Source organism: Kitasatospora purpeofusca (assembly GCF_042691725.1).
Classification (GTDB): domain Bacteria; phylum Actinomycetota; class Actinomycetes; order Streptomycetales; family Streptomycetaceae; genus Kitasatospora; species Kitasatospora purpeofusca_B.
Genome location: NZ_CP170483.1, coordinates 3627349 through 3646663, shown reverse-complemented (window position 1 = coordinate 3646663; position 19315 = coordinate 3627349). Strand labels below are relative to the sequence as shown.

Below are 19315 nucleotides of genomic sequence, written 5' to 3'. Positions count from 1 at the left end.
GGCCGGGTTCGGCCCGGGCTTTACTTGTTCTTGACGAATGTTGCCCAAGTCAACCATCCAGCCTTATGGTTGCCACAGGCAACTATTCCGAAGGACCTTGATGACCGTCACCGCCACGCCTGCCGCGACCGGAGCCGCCGACACGACCGACCAACCGATGACGCACCGGCAGGTGATGGAGGCGCTCTCCGGCCTCCTGCTCGGCCTCTTCGTCGCCGTGCTCTCGTCGACCGTCGTCTCCAATGCGCTGCCGCGGATCCTCACCGACCTGCACGGCGGCCAGTCCGCCTACACCTGGGTGATCACCGCGACCCTGCTCACCCTCACCGCCTCCACCCCGATCTGGGGCAAGCTCTCCGACCTCGCCAGCAAGAAGCTGCTGCTGCAGATCGCCCTGGTGATCTACATCGCGTCCTCCGCGCTGGCCGGCCTCTCCCAGAACACCGGCGAGCTGATCGCCTGCCGCGCCCTCCAGGGCATCGGCGCCGGCGGTGTCACCGCCCTCGCCCAGATCTGCCTGGCCGCGATGGTCCCGCCGCGCGAGCGCGGCCGGTACAGCGGCTACTTCGGCGCCGTCTTCGCGCTGGCCACCATCGGCGGCCCGCTGATCGGCGGCGTCATCGTCGACACCCCCTGGCTCGGCTGGCGCTGGTGCTTCTACGTCGGCATCCCGTTCGCGCTGGCCGCGATCCTGGTGCTGCAGCGCACCCTGAAGCTGCCCGTGGTCAAGCGCAAGGTGAAGATCGACTACCTGGGCGCACTGGTGATCACCGGCGCGGTCAGCCTGCTGATGATCTGGATCACCCTGGCCGGCAAGAACTACGCCTGGCTCTCCTGGCAGACCGCGGCCATGGTCGGCGGCGGCCTGCTGCTCGGCGCGATCGCCGTCGTCGTCGAGCGCCGCGCGGCCGAGCCGATCATCCCGCCGCACCTGTTCAAGCACCGGACGGTCACCCTCTCCGCGCTGGCCAGCGTCCTGGTCGGCATCGGGATGTACGGCGCGACCACCTTCCTCAGCCAGTACTTCCAGCTCGCCCGGGACAAGTCCCCGACCGTGGCCGGCCTGATGACCCTGCCGATGATCCTCGGCCTGGCCGTCTCCTCCACCGTCGCCGGCAAGATGATCACCAAGTACGGCAAGTGGAAGGCCTACCTGGTCAGCGGCACGCTGCTGCTGGCCATCGGGTTCGGCCTGCTCGGCACCGCCCGGGCCGACACCCACTACGGCCTGCTCTCCGTCTACATGGCGGTCACCGGCGTCGGCCTCGGCCTGACCATGCAGAACCTCGTCCTCGCCGTCCAGAACACCGTCCCGCGCCACGAGCTCGGCGCGGCCAGCTCGGTGGTCACCTTCTTCCGCACCATGGGCGGCGCGATGGGCGTCTCGGCGCTCGGCGCGCTGATGACCAACCGGGTCGGCCACTACCTCACCGAGAACCTGGCCGCCGCGCACATCCCGGCGGGCGGCGGTTCGCTCGGCGGCGGCATCCCGGACCTGCACAAGCTGCCGGCGCCGCTGGTGCCGCTGATCACCGACGCCTACGGGCACGGCGTCGGCGTGGTCTTCCTGGTCGCGGCGCCGTTCGCGCTGCTGGCCTTCGTCACCGTGCTGTTCATCCGCGAGACCGTGCTGCGCACCGGTCAGGACTGAGCGCGCCGCGGCGCGACGCCGGAGGGCCGGGAGTGGTGATCCGCTCCCGGCCCTCCGGCGTGCTGTCGCGCCGCCGTTCGCGCCGCCGGCCTTCGTCACGGCGCTGTTCGTTCGGGAGGCCGCGCGGCGTACCCCCACCGGGGGGCGGGCCACGCTCGTCGCGCGGCGATGCGGGAGGGCCGGGAGTGGTGCTTCCACTCCCGGCCCTCGGGCGTTCGGTCGCTGCTGCGTGCCGTCGGCTACTTGTTGGCGATCAGGCTCAGCCCGTAGAGGACGACCCCGCCGCAGACGGCGAAGCAGGCGTAGGCGCCGGCCAGGGCCAGCCGGCCGCCGGCCACCGGGGCGTTCGGGCCGGCCGCCTCGCGGTGCGCGGTGAGCGCGGCCTCGCGGCGGGACAGGGCCAGGATGCCGAGGGCGAAGACGGCGACCACGGCGACGGTGATGCCGAAGCTGACACCGGCGGTCTGGGCCAGGGCGTTCCACTTGATGTGCATGGTGTTTCGAGCTCCTCAGCCGGCGGCGGTCAGGCCGCGACCGTGGTCGAGGCGGGGTTCGGGGTGGCGGGCGTGCCGACCTCGGCCGGGGCGACCTCCACCGGGGTGACGTCGGAGGCGCCGTTGACGTTGTCCGCGCCGACCGGCTGGCGGCGGGAGATGACCCACATCGCACCCGAGCCGGCCACCAGGGCGGCGCCGACCAGGGCGACGCCCCAGTTGCCCCGCTCGGCCAGGTAGGCGGCGAGCCCGCCCACGGTGGCGGCGGCGGGCAGGGTCAGGCCCCAGGTGTAGACCATGCGGCGGACCATGCCCCAGCGCAGCTCGGCCTTCGGGCCGCCGAGGCCGGCGCCCATGATGCCGCCCGAGCAGACCTGGGTGGTGGAGAGGCCGAAGCCCATGCTGGAGGAGGTCAGGATGACCGTCGCGGCGGCGGACTCGGAGGCGAAGCCCTGACGGGGGGTGATGTCCGCCAGACCGCTGCCCATCGAGCGGATGATCCGCCAGCCGCCCATGTAGGTGCCGAGCGCGATCGCGGCACCGGCCGAGATGATGACCCAGGTGGGGGGCAGCGCGCCCTTCGGCAGGGCGCCGACCGAGACCAGGGTCAGGGTGATGATGCCCATCGTCTTCTGGGCGTCGTTGGTGCCGTGCGCCAGCGAGATCAGCGAGGAGGAGAAGATCTGGCCGGTGCGGAAGCCCTTGCCGACGGTCTTCTCGTCGCTCTTGCGGGTGATCGCGAAGGCCAGCTTGGTGGCGCCCCAGGAGGCCAGGCCGGCCACCAGCGGGGAGGCGATCGCCGGGATGAGGATCTTGCTGACCACGGTGTCGAAGTTGACGCCGTTGGCGCCGATGCCGACCACGGTGGCGCCGATCAGACCGCCGTAGAGCGCGTGCGAGGAGCTCGACGGCAGCCCGCGCAGCCAGGTCAGCAGGTTCCAGAGGATGGCACCGGCCAGTGCGGCGAAGATGATCTCCGGGTGGATGCCGGCCTTCTCGTTGACGATGCCGCCGGAGATGGTGGTGGCGACCTTCACGGAGAGGAACGCGCCTGCGAAGTTGAGCAGGGCCGCGATGGTGACCGCGACCTTCGGCCGGAGGGCTCCCGTCGCGATGGAGGTGGCCATCGCGTTGGCGGTGTCGTGGAACCCGTTGGTGAAGTCGAAGGCGAGCGCCGTGATGATCACAACGGCCACCAGGAACGAGATGTGTTCCATACCCAAACAATCGTCGTAGTTGTCGCACTGATGTTGGTGTCGTGCGCGACGGTAGGGACGCTTGGTGAACGGAAGGTGAACTGGCATCGGAATTGAGGTTCCGACGGTGTCGGAGAGGTTGCCGGAACCTTTCCGAAGGGTGGCGTCCGCCGTGCTGAGCTGGACATTAGTGGAGATCCGTCCGCTTCGCCCCTTTTGCTGAGAGTTGCCTCACAGGGGAGGTGAAATATTCATCGGGCCGTACGGGCGCGGTCTGTTTCCGGCGAGTAACCCGTGGCAGGATCAGCCGGAGGTCCGGGTAGCCCGGAACGTGGGCGGACGGGGAGGACGAGACCCATGGGCGGGGCTGGACGGCGCGCGGAGCTGACGGACGGACGACTGACGGGCGCACCCGGTGGGAGACGGCCGGCTTGGGTCCGGGCCGCGCTGCGCTGCGGCGCCGTCCTCGCGGCCGCCGCGCTGTCGCTGCCGCTGGCCACCGGTGCGGCCTGGGCCGACCCGGCTCCGGCGGCCCCCACCGCGCCCGTCGCCGACGCCGCGGGCGGCGACCCGCTCGCCGAGGCCAAGGCCACCCTGGGCCCGCTGCTCGACCAGCTGCACACGCTCTACCAGGGCGCCGAGGCCGCCACCGAGCAGTACAACGCGGCCGTCGACAAGGTCGCCGTGCAGCAGGCCTCGCTCGCCGAGCTCAAGTCCAAGCTGGAGCGCCAGCAGAAGCAGGTCGACGCCGGCACCGACATCGCCTCCCAGCTCGCCGCCGCGCAGTACCGCAACGGCGCCGCGTCCGCCTACGCCGAGCTGCTGCTCTCCAAGGACCCGTACGAGGCCGTCACCATCGCCGAGCTGCTCGCCGCCGCCAGCCGCTCGCAGAACGAGTTCCTCACCAAGCTGACCGCCGACCGCGACGCGCTGAGCGGGCTGCAGAAGCAGAACGAGGAGGCGCTCGCCACCTCGCAGACCCTGGTCACCCAGCAGGACGCGGCCAAGGCCAAGGTCGCCGCCGACCTCGCCGCCGTCGAGCAGCTGGTCTCCTCGCTCACCGGCGCCCAGCGCGCCGAGCTGGAGCAGGTGGAGAAGGCCAAGGCCGACGAGGCCCAGCTCGCCTTCCTCGCCACCGGCGTGCTCGGCAAGGACGAGCGCACCCCCTCGCTGGCCGGCCGCGCCGCCGTCGCCTGGGCGCTCGCCCAGCTGGGCAAGCCGTACGTGTGGGGCGGTGCCGGGCCGGACGTCTTCGACTGCTCCGGGCTCACCTCGCAGGCCTGGCTGCACGCCGGCAAGCCGATCCCGCGCACCAGCCAGGAGCAGTGGGCGCAGCTCCAGCACGTCCCGCTCAACCAGTTGCGGCCGGGCGACCTGATCATCTACTTCCAGGGCGCCACGCACGTCGCGATGTACATCGGCGGCGGGCTCGTGGTGCACGCGCCGCGGCCGGGTTCGTTCGTCAAGGTCGGGCCGATCGGGGCCAACCCGATCCTCGGCGCCGTCCGGCCCGACCCGGACGGCGCGGCCGACGAGGCGGGCGGCGCCTGGAAGGTCCCGGACCTGCCGGCCGGCTGGGACTCGGTCACCCCGATCGCGTCCAGCCCGCTGAACCAGCCCCCGGTTCCCCCGGGCACGCCGGTCCCGCCGCCCGTCACCCCTGCGGCCCCCGGCACCCCGGATCCCACCCCGGGCACTGGCCCGTCCACGCCCACCACCCCGGGCACCCCGGACCCGTCCGCCACCGGGACCCCGACGGGCACGCCCACGGGTACGCCGACCGGCACGCCCACCGGCACCCCGACGGGGACCCCGACCGGCACGCCCACGGGCACGCCCACCGGCACCCCGACGGGGACCCCGACCGGCACGCCCACGGGCACGCCCACCGAGACCCCGACGGGCACCCCCACCGCGACCGGCACCGGCACCGGCTCGCCCACCGCCACCGGCTCCAACGCCGCCAAGGCCTCCGGCACCGCCTCCGCCTCCGGCACCCTCACGCCCACCCAGAACTGACCCGCATCGGCCGGGCTTCGAGACCCCTCTCGAAGCCCGGCCGCGCCGTCCCCCCGCCTGGCCGCTGCCTGTCGGGCTTCGCCCGGGGCGGCTTCGGCTGCGCCTGGCCGCTGCCTGTTGTGGCTACGGAATGCCCGGTGCGGAGTGAGAAGTCGGCCGTTCCGACTTCTCACTCCACACCCGTGGACCTCGCCCCATCGATCACTACACCTGCTCCTTCCGCCCCTCGCTCGATCCGAGCGAGGGGCGGCGGCCACATGTTGCGCTCGTCGTGGGCGGATCGGCTGGGTCGGAGCAGGAAGTCGACGGGGCCGACTTCCTACGCCACCATCGCCACGCCAAGGACCTCGGCGGCGATCGCTCGACCCGAGCGATCGCCGCCGAAGGCCACCCCCTCCACCAGAGCGCGGGCGGAGTAGGAAGTCGACGGAGCCGACTTCCTACTCCGAGGGCTGCCGTGTGCCCGCCCCAGGCCCGCCGACGTTGACGGAACGTCTACCGGCGAGTGGTCCACTGCGAGCACGGACTCTCGTCGAGACCTTGGAGGAACATCGTGCTCAAGCGTGCAGCAGTCGCGGTAGCGGTAGTCGGGCTGTGTGCGCTCAGCAGTGGCGTGGCGCTCGCACATGCGGCAGAGGACAGCAGCGCCCGGCCGGTCAGGCCCTACCCGACGGCGCCTGCTTCCGCCCACCGGGACACGTACGTCCCGAATGCCCCGGACGCCTGGATCGGCCACGAGGCCCACCGCGTTCTGGAGGCATGCGCCGGGTCAGCCGCGTCCTGCTTCTAGGCACCTTCGCCCGCGCTGTGGGTGGGGTGGGGGAGTAGGAAGTGGGCAAGGCCGACTTCCTACTCCCGGGTCTCGCGGTGGGAGCCGCGAGAGCGCTTGGCGGGCGGCCCCCTTGTTCTTCGCAAGGGGGCCGCCCGAACGAGGACCCGCGCCACCGTGGTCGAGGGGCAGTGGAGTGGGAAGTCGGTCTCGTCGACTTCCCACTCCCGGGGTGCGGGGTGGAAGCTGTGCGGGTTTGTCGGGCGGACCCTTGTTCGGTGCAAGTGGCCGCCGGAACACGGCTCCCGTCCGTTGGGCGTGGAGTGGGAAGTCGACGGGACCGACTTCCTGCTCCGGGGTTGGTGTCATCGGGGTGCGCGGTGGCGGTTGTGGGGGTTGGTTTCGGGGCTGAAGTGGCCGGCCTGGCGGGCGATCCAGGTGTATTCGGGGGTGCCGTCGGGGAGGGTGCGGAGTTCCCAGCGGCCGTGGCGGGTGATGGGGGGTGGGGGTGGGCTGATCTTGAGGGTGGTGATGACGCCGGTGATGACGGTGGCGATGGCGAGGGCGGTGAGGACGGCGATGGCGCCGATGTAGAGGGTGTTCACCGTCGGCTCGTTTCGCGGAGGAGTTCGAGGAGGTTGAGGAGGGTGGCGAGGGAGGTGTCGCCGAAGGCGATGAGGAGGCGGCCGTCGATGGTGGCGCCGTTGACGTGGGCGGAGCCCCATTGGATGCCGAAGGGCTTGCCGCGTTCGTGGAGTTCGCGCAGGAGGGTGGTGACCTCGGGCTCGGTGTAGGTGCGCAGGTACGTGTCGTGGGGGCGGACAGGCCGGTTCACGCGGCGGCGTCCAGCTCGAACCAGGTGATCTTGCCGGTCTTGGTGGGGGTGGCGCCGAAGCGGTGGGTGAGGGCGCGGACGAGGTGGAGTCCGCGCCCGGAGACGGCGTAGAGGTCCTCGCCGAGACGGGACTCGGGCAGGTCGGGGCAGTCGTCGCAGACCGAGACGCGGAGCACGGCGGGCCGGAGGGAAACCAGGACCGCCGGGGACGGGGTGCCCGCGTGCTGCCAGGCGTTGATGTAGAGCTCGTGGAAGGCGAGTTCGGCATCGGCGATGGCCTCGGGGCGCCCCTACCGTGTAGTCCACTCGCAGTTGGACCAGCCTGCCGACCGCGCGGCAGACTGGTTCAGCCCCGTCAGAGAGGACGTCATGGCCCTTCGCTCCAACCCGACCCTCCGCCAACGGCGCCTCGGAAGCGAGCTGCGGCGGATGCGAGAGCAGGCGGGCCTCGGTGGCAGTGAGCTCGCCCGGAAGCTCGGGATCAGCCCGGCCCAGATGACGCAGATGGAGATGGCGAAGATCGGCGTCAGCCCCGAGCGACTGCGCATGGTCGCCTCGGCGTGCGGGTGCGCCAACGAACCGCTGATCGACGCGCTCGCGGCGATGGCTTCGGAGCGCGGAAAGGGATGGTGGGAGGACTACCGAGGCGCCCTCACGATCGACTTCCTCGAAGTTGCCGAGCTTGAGGCCCACGCCGAGAAGCTGACCTTCTGCACCACCGCATACATGCCTGGCCTGCTCCAGACCCGAGCCTATGCGGCCGCAGTCTTCGCCCGATTGTTTCCACCGCTATCGGCGAAGGAGGTGGAGGCTCGGACAGCCTTCCGGCTTCGGCGCCAGGAGATTGTCCGCTCCGGCTCCATGCCCTTGCGAACCTTCATCCACGAGGCCGCACTGCGGATGCAGTTCGGTGGTCCTGCGGTGCTCGTCGAGCAACTCGGGGCCCTGATCGACGACTCCGAGCATCCGGGAATCTCCGTGCGAGTGGTGCCGTTCGCCCTCGACACCTTTCCGGGCTCCGGCGAGAACCTGACCTTTGCTGAAGGGCCGGTCCCTGAACTCGACACCATCGAGATGGACGTGTCCCAAGGTGCTCTCTTCTTCGACTCGCAAGCCGACTTGGCCAAGCATCGAGTCATCTTCTCGCGTCTCGACTCGACTGCTCTCGAGGAAGCCGAATCGCGCGAGTTCATCCGATCCGTCATGAAGGAAGTGAAGTCCGGGAATGTCTAGCTCGGAGTGGCAGAAGTCCAGCTACAGCGCCTCGAACAACGAGTGCATCGAGGTCCGTGCAGGCATCGAGGCGGTTGAACTCCGCGAATCCGATGAGCCTGGCACGATCCTCAGTGCCGTTCCCGCCGCCTTCGCCGACCTCCTCCGTGCCATCAAGGATGGCGAACTCGACCACCACGCCTGACCCCGGCCGCCGTCCGGCGTGGAGCAGGAAGTCGGCGGGGCCGACTTCCTGGTTGCCCTGATCGCCTTTCGATCCTGCTGGGGAAGAGTGGGATTGCTTGTTCGAAGCGAGACGGTTTCCAGTATTAGAAACGGCAGCCTCTTGTCCGGAGCCTTGAGCGTTCGGGACCATGGTCGTGACGCCAAGCCACTGAGGAGACGGCCATGAAGCTGACGCGGCTTGTAGGTTCATGCGACGACGGTGACTGCCCGACGCTGTACCTGACGGATCGTGGCACTCTCGCGGTGCAGGGCAGCCGGATCGCCGAGCACAGTCTTCGGATTCCTACCCACGAGTCGTTGGTCGAGATCCCTGTCGAACTCATTCGAAAGGCCATCCGTGACAACCTCATCTAGGCGCCTCGGGGACTGGTTCTCGGCGTTCGACCGGGAGGCCTTTCGGCTGGAGACACTGGACGACTACAGCCAGTCCGGAGGGGTGGACGCCTACCATGCGTTCCTCGCCGGGGAAGAGCAGCCTGAGGGGTACCGGACCGCCGGCTGGGTCGGGACGGTGGCCGAGGCCACCCATTCGGGTAAGCGCATGTACCGGGTCCACGTCCTCTCGCGCCCGCTCACCGACTACCTCCGGTTCGAACTTGCCTGGGGCTATCACCGCAACATGGCGGTCGGCGAGGAGTTCTTCATCCTCGACACCACCGATCAGCAGAACCCGGTCCCGCAGGCACCGGACTTCTGGCTCTTCGACGGCGAGACCGTCGCCGCGATGAACTACGACAGCAACGGCAAGTACCTCGGCGCTGACTTCCCCGACGCCGCACGGCTGACCGAGTTCAAGGCGTACCGCGACACCGCGATGGCACATTCCGTGCCGTTCGCGGAATGGTGGGCTCAGTACGGCGAGTGAACAGAACACAACTCGGTACGGCTCTGCGGGCACTTCGGCAGGCTTCCGCCAAGGAGGCCAAGGCCGTCGCCCGTGGCGCCGTCATGTCTCCGAGCAAGCTGAGCAAGATCGAGACCGGCAAGGTGGCGCCCACCGTGGTGGACGTCGAACGCATCCTCACCGCCATAGGGGTATCGGACGAGGTCAAGGCCGAGTACATGGCTGCCGCCCGTGCGGAGGCCACGGAAGCGACGGCATGGCGGCTGGTCCGAGGCCTCGGTCACCATCGGAAGCAGCAGCAGATCAAAGCGCTGGACGACGCGACCAGGACGGTTCGCGTGTTCCAGCCCTCCATCGTCCCCGGACTGCTGCAGACACCCGAATACGTGCGGGCGGTGTTCGGGCGGAAGGGCCTCGGGGAGGACCAGCTGTCACGGGCGATCGCGGCGAGGCTGGCCAGGCAGTCGACCCTCTACGACGCCGCCAAGAACCTGCGATTCGTGATCACCGAGCCCGTCCTCAGATGGCGATTGGTTCCGGCGGCGATGATGGCCGGGCAGTTGGACCGCATCGTCTCCGCCTCCCGGATGTCGCACGTGGACATCCGGGTCGTGCCGCTCACCACACCGCAGTTCGACGCGCCGGCCCACTCCTTCGTCATTCGGGACGACCGCATGGTCACGGTCGAGACCGTCCATGCCGAGGTGACGGTCACCGATCCGCGGGACGTCGAGATCTATGTTCGGAAGTTCGACGGATTCGCGGCCGGAGCCCTCTTCGATGACGACATGCGTCGCCTGGTCGAAGGCATCCGGGACGACTTCTTGAGGGAACAGGAAAGCGCCTCGTAGCGAGTGCTCCCCGCCCCTACGGTGAGTTCCGCTCGACGGGAACCGCTGTGGCTCCCGTCGATCCACTGGAGGTGGAAGTGTCCGAGCACATCGACCTGTACGAGATCGAGGTTCCGGCCGGGGTGACCGCGTACCGGGCGTGCGGGGGCAACCCGCAGTCGGAGCACGAGACCTGCGCGACCCTGCGGGAGGTGCCCGGCGTCGTGGGCGGGCTGTGGGTGATGGGTGACACCAAGCGCCCGGGTGTCGAGCTGCGGTTCAGCACGGCCGAGTTGGCGGCGGCGGGTATCGACCCGGCGCGCTTCGGCATGGCGGTCTGACACACCCGGCACGAACCGGCCCCGTCCCCACGCCAATTGGGGGCGGGGCCGACCCATCCACCAAGGGTAGACGCGCATGGATCACTGGCACAGGCCCGCACTCCACTGGCACTGCTACGCCTGGGCAGGCAGCAAGCGGCCCGAAGACGGCGACCGACGACCGCCCGAGCTCCAGAACGGCAGGCGGCCGGTCTGGAGCAGCCCGGTTCCGCCCCTGGAGGTCATGCACTGGCTCGCCAAGCCGGCAGAACGGATCGGACTCACCACCGACGACCCGGCAAGCGCCTTGGACTGGCTCGGCAAGCGGCTCGCCGATGCCCCCGCCCTGGATACCGACCTCTCTCCGGCGCTCCGGCTCGACCACGCCCGGAACTCCCTCTCCACCTATCCCCACGACGTGGTGTGGACGTACTGGACCCCCGCCCGGCAACTCCGCTCCGTCGCCACCGTCTCCTGCCCCCGCACCCACAACCCCACCTCGGAGGCACCCCCGCCCTGCCCGCTTGGACGGCGGTGACGTGCCGGAGTAGGAAGTCGGCCGGGCCGACTTCCTACTCCGGGGCGGCGGCCTCCAGGTCCCCGACGGTGCCGGACATGATCGTGCGCACGTGTGCGGTGATGTGGTCGGTGGGCCAGTTCCACCAGGCGACGGTGAGGAGGCGGGCGACGTCGTCCTTGTCGTAGCGGTGGCGGATGATGCGGGCGGGGTTGCCGCCGGCGATGGCGTAGGGCGGGATGTCGGTGGTGACCACGGCGCCGGTGGCGATGATGGCGCCGTGGCCGATGCGGACGCCCGGCATGACCGTCACGCCGTTGCCGAACCAGACGTCGTGGCCGACCACCGTGTCGCCCCGGTTCGGCAGGTCGGTGAGGAGGTCGAAGTGGCCGGCCCAGGAGCCGCCCATGATGGGGAACGGGAAGGTCGACGGGCCGTCCACGCGGTGGTTGGCGCCGTTCATGATGAACCGCACGCCGGTGCCCAGGGCGCAGTACTTGCCGATGACCAGTCGCTCCGGCCCGTAGTGGTACAGCACGTTGCGGGTCTCGAACGCGGTGGCGTCGTCCGGGTCGTCGTAGTAGGTGAACTCCCCGACCTCGATGAGCGGGGACGTCACCAGCGGCCGGAGCAGCACCACGCGGGGCTGCTCCGGCATCGGGTGGAGGACCGTCGGGTCGGGTGTCGGGACAGCTGTCGGCTCAGGCATCGGCGCCGCTGTCGGGCTCGAAGCGGATGACGACGGCCTTGGAGGTGGGCGTGTTGCTGATGTCGGCCGTGGAGTCCAGCGGGACCAGGACGTTGGTCTCGGGGTAGTAGGCGGCGGCGCCGCCGCGGGCCACGGGGTAGTGGACGACGCGGAAGTGCGGGGCGCGGCGCTCGACGCCGTCCTTCCACTCGCTGACCAGGTCGACGTACTGGCCGTCGGCGAGGGAAAGGGAGGCGGCGTCCGCCGGGTTGACCAGGACGACGCGGCGCCCGCCCTGGATGCCCCGGTAGCGGTCGTCGAGGCCGTAGATGGTGGTGTTGTACTGGTCGTGGGAACGGAGGGTCTGGAGCAGGAGACGGCCCTGCGGCACCTCCGGCGCCGTGAGCGGGTTGACCGTGAAGTTGGCCTTGCCGGTGGTGGTGGGGAAGGTGCGGGTGTCGCGCGGGCCGTGCGGGAGGGTGAAGCCGCCGGGGCGGCGGACCTTGTCGTTGTAGTCCTCGAAGCCGGGGACGACCCGGGCGATCCGGTCGCGCAGGGTGTCGTAGTCGGCGGCGAAGTCCTCCCACGGCACGGTGTCCTGCGGCCCGAGGACGGCGCGGGCGAGGCGGCAGACGATGGCGGTCTCGGAGAGCAGGCCCGGGGCCGGCGGGCGCAGGCCGCCGCGCGAGGAGTGGACCTGGCCCATCGAGTCCTCGACGGTGACGAACTGGGCGCCGCGCGCGGTGACGTCCCGGTCGGTGCGGCCGAGGGTGGGGAGGATCAGGGCGCGGGAGCCGGTGATCACGTGCGAGCGGTTGAGCTTGGTGGAGACGTGCACGGTGAGCCGGCAGCGGCGCATCGCGGCCTCGGTGACGTCGGTGTCCGGGGTGGCGGCGACGAAGTTGCCGCCCATCGCGAAGAAGACGCCGATCCGGCCGTCGCGCATCGCGCGGATGGAGTCGACGGAGTCCAGGCCGTGCTCGCGCGGCGGTTCGAAGGAGAACTCGCGGCCGAGGGCGTCCAGGAAGGCGGTGGAGGGGCGTTCGAAGATGCCCATCGTCCGGTCGCCCTGGACGTTGCTGTGCCCGCGCACCGGGCAGACGCCCGCGCCCGGGCGGCCGACGTTGCCGCGCAGCAGCAGGAAGTTCACGACCTCGCGGATGGTCGGCACGGCGTGCTTGTGCTGGGTGAGGCCCATCGCCCAGCAGACGATGACCTTCTCGGAGGCGAGGACGAGCCGGGCCAGCTCCTCGATCTGGGACCACGGCAGCCCGGTGGCGGCGAGCACCTCCTCGCGGGAGGTCGACCCGGCCTCGGCGGCGAACTCCGCGAAGCCGTGGCAGTGCTCGTCGACGAAGGCGTGGTCGACGGCGTCCTTCTCCAGCAGCAGCTGGTTGACGGCACGGAACAGGGCGAGGTCGCCGCCGAGCCGGATCTGCAGGAAGAGGTCGGTCAGCTTGGTGCCGTGGCCGACCAGGCCGCGCGCCTGCTGCGGGTTCTTGAAGCGCTCCAGTCCGGCCTCGGGCAGCGGGTTGACGCTGACGATGGTCGCGCCGGCGCGCTTGGCCCGCTCCAGGGCGGAGAGCATCCGGGGGTGGTTGGTGCCCGGGTTCTGGCCCGCGACGATGATCAGATCGGCCTGGTAGAGGTCCTTGAGGCTGACGCTGCCCTTGCCGACGCCGAGCGTCTCGGTGAGCGCGGAGCCGGAGGACTCGTGGCACATGTTGGAGCAGTCCGGCAGGTTGTTGGTGCCGAGCCGGCGGGCGAACAGCTGGTAGGCGAACGCGGCCTCGTTGCTGGTCCGGCCCGAGGTGTAGAACGCGGCGCCGTCCGGGGTGTCCAGGGCGCGCAGCTCCTCGGCGATCAGCGCGAAGGCGTCGTCCCAGGAGACGGGGGTGTAGTGGGTGGCGCCCTCGTCGAGGAACATCGGCTGGGTGAGCCGGCCCTGCTGGCCGAGCCAGTAGCCGGAGCGCTCGGCCAGCTCGGCGACCGGGTGGGCGGCGAAGAACTCGGCGCGGATCCGGCGCTCGGTGGCCTCCTCGGCGACGGCCTTGGCGCCGTTCTCGCAGAACTCGGCGGTGTGCGTCTTCCCGGGCTCCGGCCAGGCGCAGCCGGGGCAGTCGAAGCCGTCGGGCTGGTTGACCTTGAGCAGGGTGCTCAGGGTGCGGCGGGCGCCCATCTGCTCGGTGGCCATCCGCAGGCTGTGGCCGACGGCGGGCAGCCCGGCGGCCGCGTGCTGGGGCGAGGAGACCCGGGGGGCGTCCTGCGCCGGGTCGCTCTGCGGGGCCTGCTTGGCCATGACTGCGCTCCTCGGCTGTGCGGGGGGCCGCCGCCTCGTCGCGGCGCCTGACCTCATCCTCGCATTCGGGGGGTCGGGGGCGGCAGGGGAGAAAAGGGGGAGGGCGGCCGGGGCGGGGGCGCGGATAGAGTTCAGATGCTTCGATGGGGCCGGGGGTGGGCGGGTGATGGTCGGCGACGTGCTCGACGGGCGGTACCAGCTGGTCGAGCGACTGGGCCAGGGCGGGTTCGGCGTGGTGTGGCGGGCCTTCGACACCCGGATGCGGCGGCCGGTGGCGGTCAAGGTCATCAACCACCATGGCGAGGACCAGCAGAAGGCGGCGCTGCGGTTCGTCCGGGAGGCCTGTGCGGCCGGGAACCTTTCCCACCCGCACATCGTCACCGTGCACGACCTCGGCGAGGGCGAGCTGGGCGGCCGGCAGGTGACGTACCTGGTGATGGAGTTGCTCACCGGCCGCACCCTGACCGCCGTGCTCCGGGACGGCCCGGCGGACCCGGAGCGGAGCCTGCGGTGGGGGCGGCAGATCTGCTCCGCGCTGGCCGCCGCGCACGACGCGGGGATGGTGCACCGGGACATCAAGCCCGAGAACATCATGGTCACCGAGGCCGGGGTGGCGAAGGTGCTGGACTTCGGCATCGCGCAGCTCGACATCGGGGCGGGCGGGCTGACCACCACCGGGACGGTCATCGGCAGCCCGGCGTACATGGCGCCGGAGCGCTGGACCGGGGGCCGGGTGGACGGCCGGGCGGACCTCTACGCGTTCGGCTGCGTGCTGGTCGAACTCTGCACCGGGGCGCGGCCGTTCGCCGGGGACTCGACGCCGGTGCTGATGTACCAGCATCTGAACGAGCCGCCGCCGGCGCTGGATCCGGCGCCGTTCGGGCTGCCGGCGGAGCTGGCGGGGCTGGTCGCGGAGCTGCTGGCGAAGGACCCGGACGGGCGCCCGGCGGACGCCCGGACGGTGGAGCGGCGGCTGGCGGAGCTGGAGGAGGGGCACAGGGCGGGGCGGACAGCGGGGCGGACGGCGGGGCCCGCCGTGCCGCCGATGCCGTCGGCGCCGCCGCCGACCACTGGGTCGTTCGGGCCGGTCGGGCCGGTCGGGCCCGTGCTGCCGCCGCTCACCACCCCGCCGGTGACGGCCCCGCCGCCCGCGCCGTCCCCGCCCGCGCCGTCCTCGCCGCAGGAGGCCGTCCGGGCCACCCTGCGCGAGCGCCGGGCCGCCGCCTTCCGGGCGGCGACGCCCGGCGAGTCCGCCATCCAGCTCCAGGCGGTGGCCCAGGAGGCCGTGGCCGCACTCGGCGCCACCGACCGCGAAACCCTCAACGCCTGGCGCGACTTCACCTGGTTCCTGAGCCGGGCCGGCGACCTCGACGGCGCGATCCGGCTGCTCTCCACCGTGTCCGAGGACATGCGGCTCGTCCTCGGCCGGACCGACCCGGACACCCTCGCCGCCCGGTACCACCTGGTGTGGTGCATCGGCGAGAGCGGCGAGACGGTCAGCGCGCTGCGCAGGCTCGTCCAGCTGCTGCCGGACCTGCACACCGCCTGGGGCGGCCACGACCCCCGGGTGCTCAAGGCGCGGCACGACCTGGCGGTGTACACGGCCAACCGGGGCGACCTGGCGGGCGCGGTGCTCCAGCTGCGCGCCCTGCTGCCGGACCTCGCCCGGGCGCTCGGGGAGCACCACCCGGCGACCGTCCAGGCCTGGCAGGACCTCGCCGGCTACCAGCACCGGCTGGCGGCGGCCCCGGCCGGGCGGGCGCGGTCCGGCCGGCGGCCGCGGATGCACCCGGGGGAGGCGCTGGCCCTGATCCGCCGCCTGCTGGCCTGGGACTTCGGCTCGGAGCAGGAGGCCAACGCCTGCCTGAGCGCGCTGGAGCGCGGCACCGGGATCAAGGAGGTCGGCACCTGGATCCTCTCCGCGCCGGACCACGTCACGGCCGAGGACCTGGTCGAGGAGATCTACGGGCCGTGACGCGGCGCGGCGGCAAGGATCCAGGAGCCGCGCCCTAGACGGGAACCGCGGAGGACGCGCGGGCGAGCGCGCACAGCAGGGCCCGGGCGGCGGCGTCGTTCTGGCGGAAGCCGGGCGAGTCGGTGCGCGGGCGGGAGAAGGCGGCGGCCGCGCGCAGGCTGGTGTGCGGGCCGAGCGCGGTTCGGCGCGGGTGCGCGCCGCCGTCGAGGGCGGGGTCGAGGGCCGGGTCGAGGACGCGGCTGTCCCCGGGGCGGATGGTGAGCAGGCCCGAGCGGTGGGTGTACTCGGAGTCGGTGACGACCTCCTCGGTGATCCGTCCGGCGCGGTGCAGCTCGGCCAGCAGCGGGTCGCGGGTGCGGGCCAGCGCGTGCTTGGGCAGGTACGCCTCGACCAGCGCGGTGGCGGTGACGGTGTGGCCGGGCACGGTGGCGCCGGAGGCCCGCCAGGTGCCGGTGGCCTCGTCCCGGTCGACCCGGACGCCCGCGCCGAGGAAGCGGACCACCCCGGCCTCGGAGAGCGCGAGCAGCTGGCGCAGCCTGAAGCCGGGCGGGCCGGAGGCGAGGTAGCTGAAGTAGCCGAAGAACCACTCGTCGACCTCCTCGCCCACCGAGCGGGCGGTGAGCCGGCCGGAGCCGAGCAGCCGGGGCAGCTGGCCGAAGAGCGAGAGCAGGGCGAGGAAGGCGCCGAGGTCGGCGCTGTGGGCGGGGTCGGCGCGGCGGTCGGCGTCCTCGGTGATGTAGCGGCGCAGGTGGTGCTGGAGCTCCTCGGCGGAGCCGAGTTCGAGGCCGGCGAGCGGGAAGTCGAGGCGTTCCAGATCGAGCCGGTCGGCCGGGTCGGGGACGGCCCGCGCGACCAGGGCGCGCAGCTCCGGGGACGCCCAGGGGTGGGCGTCGAGGCCGGCCAGGAACTCCGTCCAGGGCAGGGCGGTGCGCTCGGGGTGGGCGTGGAACAGTTCGTGGTAGTGGCCGAGGCCGATGTCCTTGGCCATCAGCGGCCAGGCGTCGCGCCGCAGTTCGAGCGGGCCGGGCCGGTCGAGCAGGGCGTCGACGGCGGCGGCGTCGAAGTACCGGGGGAGCGGTGCGCGCGGGCCCTGGAGGCGGTAGTCCGTCTTGGAGTGGTAGGGGACGCCGCGCCGGGAGCCGACGTGCAGGACGGGCTCGTGGCCGGAGGGGCGGTAGACCAGGCCGTGCGCGCCGTCCGGCTCGAAGCGCCCGCCGCGGCCCTCGGTGAGCAGGGAGACCAGGTCGACGAAGGCGAGTCCGAAGCCGCGCAGCACGGTGTGCTCGCCGGGGGCTATGCGGTCGAGTTCGGCGGCCGCGTCGGCGGAGTAGGCGGGCGGCAGGTGGAGGCGGCCGTGCCGGCCGGCGAAGGCGGTGTCGGCGGCGTACCGGGGGTCGGGGGCGGAGTCGAGGTGGCCGAGGGTGAGCACGACGTGGTCGGCGGTGAGCACCCGGTCGGTGAGGTGGACGCGCTGCGGGCCGTCCGGCGGGCCCTCGACGCGGTGCGCGGTGTCCCGGTGGACGGTGACCGTGACGTGCGGCGGCAGGTCGGCGACGGCGCGCCGGAACACCCAGTCCAGGTAGGCGCTCTGGGCCCGCCGGGTGGGGAAGTCGGTGGGCGCGAGGGTGCGCAGCTCGGCCCGGACGTCCGGGTCGGTGATCTCCCGGTAGGGGGCGAAGGCCCGGGGGTCCGCGGCCCATTCGGCGAGCGAGGGGCCGGGGCGGACCGGCCCGTCGATGGTCGAGCGCTCGTCGGTGAACATCGTGACGTCCTCGGCCATCGAGTTCATCCGCAGCAGCGGGGACTGCTCGTGGCGCCAGACCCGGCCCCCGCCCGGGGGGTGCGGGTCGACCAGGTGGATGTGCAGGGGCCGGTCGGCGGGCAGCAGTTCGGGCGCGTTGGCGGCGATCCGCTCCAGGACGCCGGTGCCGCGCGGCCCGGCGCCGACGATGACCAGGGCGGCGCTCATCGGCCGGCCTCCCCGGGCAGGCCGGCGGAATCGGAGGAGGCGGCGGCGCGCAGCCGCCGGTACCCGGCGCGGGCCTTCTGCAGCGGGGTGGGCGGCAGCCCTTCGCGGGTGGCGCCCTTCGCGTAGTGCCGCTCGACGTAGTACTGCCCGACGGACAGCACCGTGGTGATCACGATGTACCAGATGGTGGCGACCATCAGCATCGGGATGACCTGGTAGGACTGCAGGTAGACCAGCTGGACCGAGTAGAGCAGGTCGGAGACGGCCAGCACGCTGATGATGCTGGTCCCCTTGAGCGCGCTGATCAGCATGTTCCCGGCGGTCGGCACGATCGAGCGCATCGCCTGCGGGACGACGATCCGCCGCAGCACCCGCCACCGGCCGAGGCCGAGCGCGGAGGCGGCCTCCAGCTGGCCGCGGTCGACGGAGAGGATGCCGCCGCGCACCACCTCGGCGGCGTACGCGGCCTCCAGCAGGGTCAGGCCGACCACGGCGGTCAGGGTCGGGCCGAACAGGTTGACGGTGCGGACGGTGAGGAACTCCGGGCCGAACGGGATGCCGAGGCCGAGCGTCGGGTAGAGGGCGCCGATGTTGAAGAACAGCAGCAGCTGCACCAGCGCCGGGGTGGAGCGGAAGATCCAGATGTAGACCCAGCTGAGCGTGCGCAGCACCGGGTTGGCGGACAGCCGCATGGTGGCGAGGACGGTGCCGAGCAGGAAGCCGAGGGCGAGGGTGACGGCGGTCAGCCACAGGGTCAGGGTGAGGCCGTTCATGACGGAGGCGGCGGTGAACCAGTCGGCGACCACGTCCCACTGGAACGCCTTGTTGCGGGCCAGGGAGTTGACCACCATCGCGAACAGCAGCAGGGCGGCGGCGGCGGAGGCCCACTGGCCGGGGCGGCGGCGCGGGACGATCCGGGCGGTGGCGGCCGTGGGGTCGGGGGCGGTCGCCGGCGGCGGGGCGGCGGACCCGGGGAGGGGGCGGGCGGGGGCGGGCAGGACGTCCGGGGTGGCCATGCGAAGGCTCCAGGCGGGAGGGCGGAGATGCGCGCGGGCGCACGGGGCGGGGTACGGCGTCGTCACGTACGGCCGTTGCGGCCGGCCCGCGTCCCTCAACACGGCCCGGCGGTGCACTGCACTCCGGCCGTGATCGTACGCGTGAGCGATCGGCCGGTGTCAAGGGTGGGGCGGGTGCCGCGGGGCGGGGTCCGGAACGTGTCGCGGGGCGACAGGAGATCGCAACACGGCGGCAATGGAGGATGGTTGACGCCGTGCGCGGTTCGCTGCTCAACTTGAGGCCATGTACGCCGAGCAGCCCCTGGTCACCCGCGACCACATCGACTTCGGTCGGGTGTGGTCCGCGGCGTGTCGCGGCTGACCCGGCAGCGGGCCGTCCACCCGGCCCCGTCCTCCCTCGCGGGGACCTCCCTCGGCGCCCCGTTCCGGGCCGGG

The 19315-nt window shown here is 72.0% G+C and carries 18 protein-coding genes and 1 pseudogene; 10 read left to right on the top strand and 9 right to left on the bottom strand.

Annotation, left to right across the window (positions count from 1 at the left end):
- Nucleotides 1-100 precede the first annotated feature (100 nt).
- Complete coding sequence (locus tag ACFCLZ_RS15270; protein WP_380285431.1) at nt 101-1651, top strand: MDR family MFS transporter; 1551 nt, start codon at nt 101-103, stop codon at nt 1649-1651.
- 239 nt (nt 1652-1890) lie between these two features.
- On the opposite strand, the gene ACFCLZ_RS15265 is transcribed toward ACFCLZ_RS15270, so the two are convergent.
- Entirely contained in the window at nt 1891-2145 is a 255-nt protein-coding gene (locus tag ACFCLZ_RS15265; protein ID WP_380285430.1) for a hypothetical protein, read from the bottom strand.
- A gap of 32 nt (nt 2146-2177) precedes the next feature.
- Nucleotides 2178-3362, bottom strand: a pseudogene (locus ACFCLZ_RS15260) (anion permease); the annotation flags it as partial.
- A 336-nt stretch (nt 3363-3698) separates the two neighbouring features.
- On the opposite strand from ACFCLZ_RS15260, the gene ACFCLZ_RS15255 reads away from it, so the two are divergent.
- On the top strand, nt 3699-5360 hold the full coding sequence (locus tag ACFCLZ_RS15255) for an NlpC/P60 family protein (protein WP_380285429.1): 1662 nt from the start codon (nt 3699-3701) through the stop codon (nt 5358-5360).
- Nucleotides 5361-6494: 1134 nt separating this feature from the next.
- Here the strand turns inward: ACFCLZ_RS15255 and ACFCLZ_RS15250 are convergent.
- From ACFCLZ_RS15250 to ACFCLZ_RS15240, 3 genes are read right to left on the bottom strand one after another with little or no spacing between them, the layout of a single operon-like run.
- The gene (locus tag ACFCLZ_RS15250; RefSeq protein ID WP_380285428.1) at nt 6495-6734 is read right to left on the bottom strand and encodes a hypothetical protein; all 240 of its coding nucleotides are present in this window, start codon (nt 6732-6734) and stop codon (nt 6495-6497) included.
- Entirely contained in the window at nt 6731-6964 is a 234-nt protein-coding gene (locus ACFCLZ_RS15245; RefSeq protein ID WP_380285427.1) for a hypothetical protein, read from the bottom strand. Before ACFCLZ_RS15245 ends, ACFCLZ_RS15250 begins: the two co-directional genes overlap by 4 nt.
- Nucleotides 6961-7239, bottom strand: coding sequence for an ATP-binding protein (locus ACFCLZ_RS15240; RefSeq protein WP_380286179.1), 279 nt, complete (start codon nt 7237-7239; stop codon nt 6961-6963). Before ACFCLZ_RS15240 ends, ACFCLZ_RS15245 begins: the two co-directional genes overlap by 4 nt.
- A 37-nt stretch (nt 7240-7276) precedes the next feature.
- Between ACFCLZ_RS15240 and ACFCLZ_RS15235 the strand changes: the two genes are divergently transcribed.
- The 7 genes from ACFCLZ_RS15235 (at nt 7277) to ACFCLZ_RS15205 (ending at nt 10954) form a co-directional block, all read left to right on the top strand.
- Nucleotides 7277-8197 carry a helix-turn-helix domain-containing protein gene (locus tag ACFCLZ_RS15235; RefSeq protein WP_380285426.1) on the top strand — a complete coding sequence of 307 codons (921 nt, stop codon included), beginning with the start codon at nt 7277-7279 and terminating at the stop codon, nt 8195-8197.
- Entirely contained in the window at nt 8190-8381 is a 192-nt protein-coding gene (locus tag ACFCLZ_RS15230; RefSeq protein ID WP_380285425.1) for a DUF397 domain-containing protein, read from the top strand. Before ACFCLZ_RS15235 ends, ACFCLZ_RS15230 begins: the two co-directional genes overlap by 8 nt.
- Nucleotides 8382-8584: 203 nt before the next feature.
- Nucleotides 8585-8776, top strand: coding sequence for a hypothetical protein (locus ACFCLZ_RS15225; RefSeq protein ID WP_380285424.1), 192 nt, complete (start codon nt 8585-8587; stop codon nt 8774-8776).
- Entirely contained in the window at nt 8760-9287 is a 528-nt protein-coding gene (locus ACFCLZ_RS15220; RefSeq protein ID WP_380285423.1) for a DUF6879 family protein, read from the top strand. Before ACFCLZ_RS15225 ends, ACFCLZ_RS15220 begins: the two co-directional genes overlap by 17 nt.
- On the top strand, nt 9284-10117 hold the full coding sequence (locus tag ACFCLZ_RS15215; protein ID WP_380285422.1) for a helix-turn-helix domain-containing protein: 834 nt from the start codon (nt 9284-9286) through the stop codon (nt 10115-10117). The genes ACFCLZ_RS15220 and ACFCLZ_RS15215 overlap by 4 nt, the downstream gene beginning before the upstream one ends.
- A 77-nt stretch (nt 10118-10194) precedes the next feature.
- Complete coding sequence (locus ACFCLZ_RS15210; RefSeq protein WP_380285421.1) at nt 10195-10437, top strand: DUF397 domain-containing protein; 243 nt, start codon at nt 10195-10197, stop codon at nt 10435-10437.
- 76 nt (nt 10438-10513) lie between these two features.
- Nucleotides 10514-10954 carry a hypothetical protein gene (locus tag ACFCLZ_RS15205; RefSeq protein WP_380285420.1) on the top strand — a complete coding sequence of 147 codons (441 nt, stop codon included), beginning with the start codon at nt 10514-10516 and terminating at the stop codon, nt 10952-10954.
- Between the two features lie 34 nt (nt 10955-10988).
- Here ACFCLZ_RS15205 and ACFCLZ_RS15200 read toward each other — a convergent pair whose 3' ends face one another.
- Both ACFCLZ_RS15200 and ACFCLZ_RS15195 read right to left on the bottom strand, forming a co-directional pair.
- Nucleotides 10989-11642 carry a CatB-related O-acetyltransferase gene (locus ACFCLZ_RS15200; protein ID WP_380285419.1) on the bottom strand — a complete coding sequence of 218 codons (654 nt, stop codon included), beginning with the start codon at nt 11640-11642 and terminating at the stop codon, nt 10989-10991.
- On the bottom strand, nt 11635-13920 hold the full coding sequence (locus ACFCLZ_RS15195; protein ID WP_380285418.1) for an FdhF/YdeP family oxidoreductase: 2286 nt from the start codon (nt 13918-13920) through the stop codon (nt 11635-11637). Before ACFCLZ_RS15195 ends, ACFCLZ_RS15200 begins: the two co-directional genes overlap by 8 nt.
- Nucleotides 13921-14086: 166 nt before the next feature.
- Between ACFCLZ_RS15195 and ACFCLZ_RS15190 the strand changes: the two genes are divergently transcribed.
- Nucleotides 14087-15895 carry a protein kinase gene (locus ACFCLZ_RS15190; protein ID WP_380285417.1) on the top strand — a complete coding sequence of 603 codons (1809 nt, stop codon included), beginning with the start codon at nt 14087-14089 and terminating at the stop codon, nt 15893-15895.
- Between the two features lie 34 nt (nt 15896-15929).
- On the opposite strand, the gene ACFCLZ_RS15185 is transcribed toward ACFCLZ_RS15190, so the two are convergent.
- Together ACFCLZ_RS15185 and ACFCLZ_RS15180 are read right to left on the bottom strand one after the other, a co-directional pair.
- Nucleotides 15930-17864 (bottom strand): FAD/NAD(P)-binding protein, encoded by a 1935-nt coding sequence (locus tag ACFCLZ_RS15185; RefSeq protein WP_380285416.1) that lies wholly within the window; start codon nt 17862-17864, stop codon nt 15930-15932.
- Nucleotides 17861-18880 carry an amino acid ABC transporter permease gene (locus ACFCLZ_RS15180; protein ID WP_380285415.1) on the bottom strand — a complete coding sequence of 340 codons (1020 nt, stop codon included), beginning with the start codon at nt 18878-18880 and terminating at the stop codon, nt 17861-17863. Before ACFCLZ_RS15180 ends, ACFCLZ_RS15185 begins: the two co-directional genes overlap by 4 nt.
- Between the last annotated feature and the right edge of the window lie 435 nt (nt 18881-19315).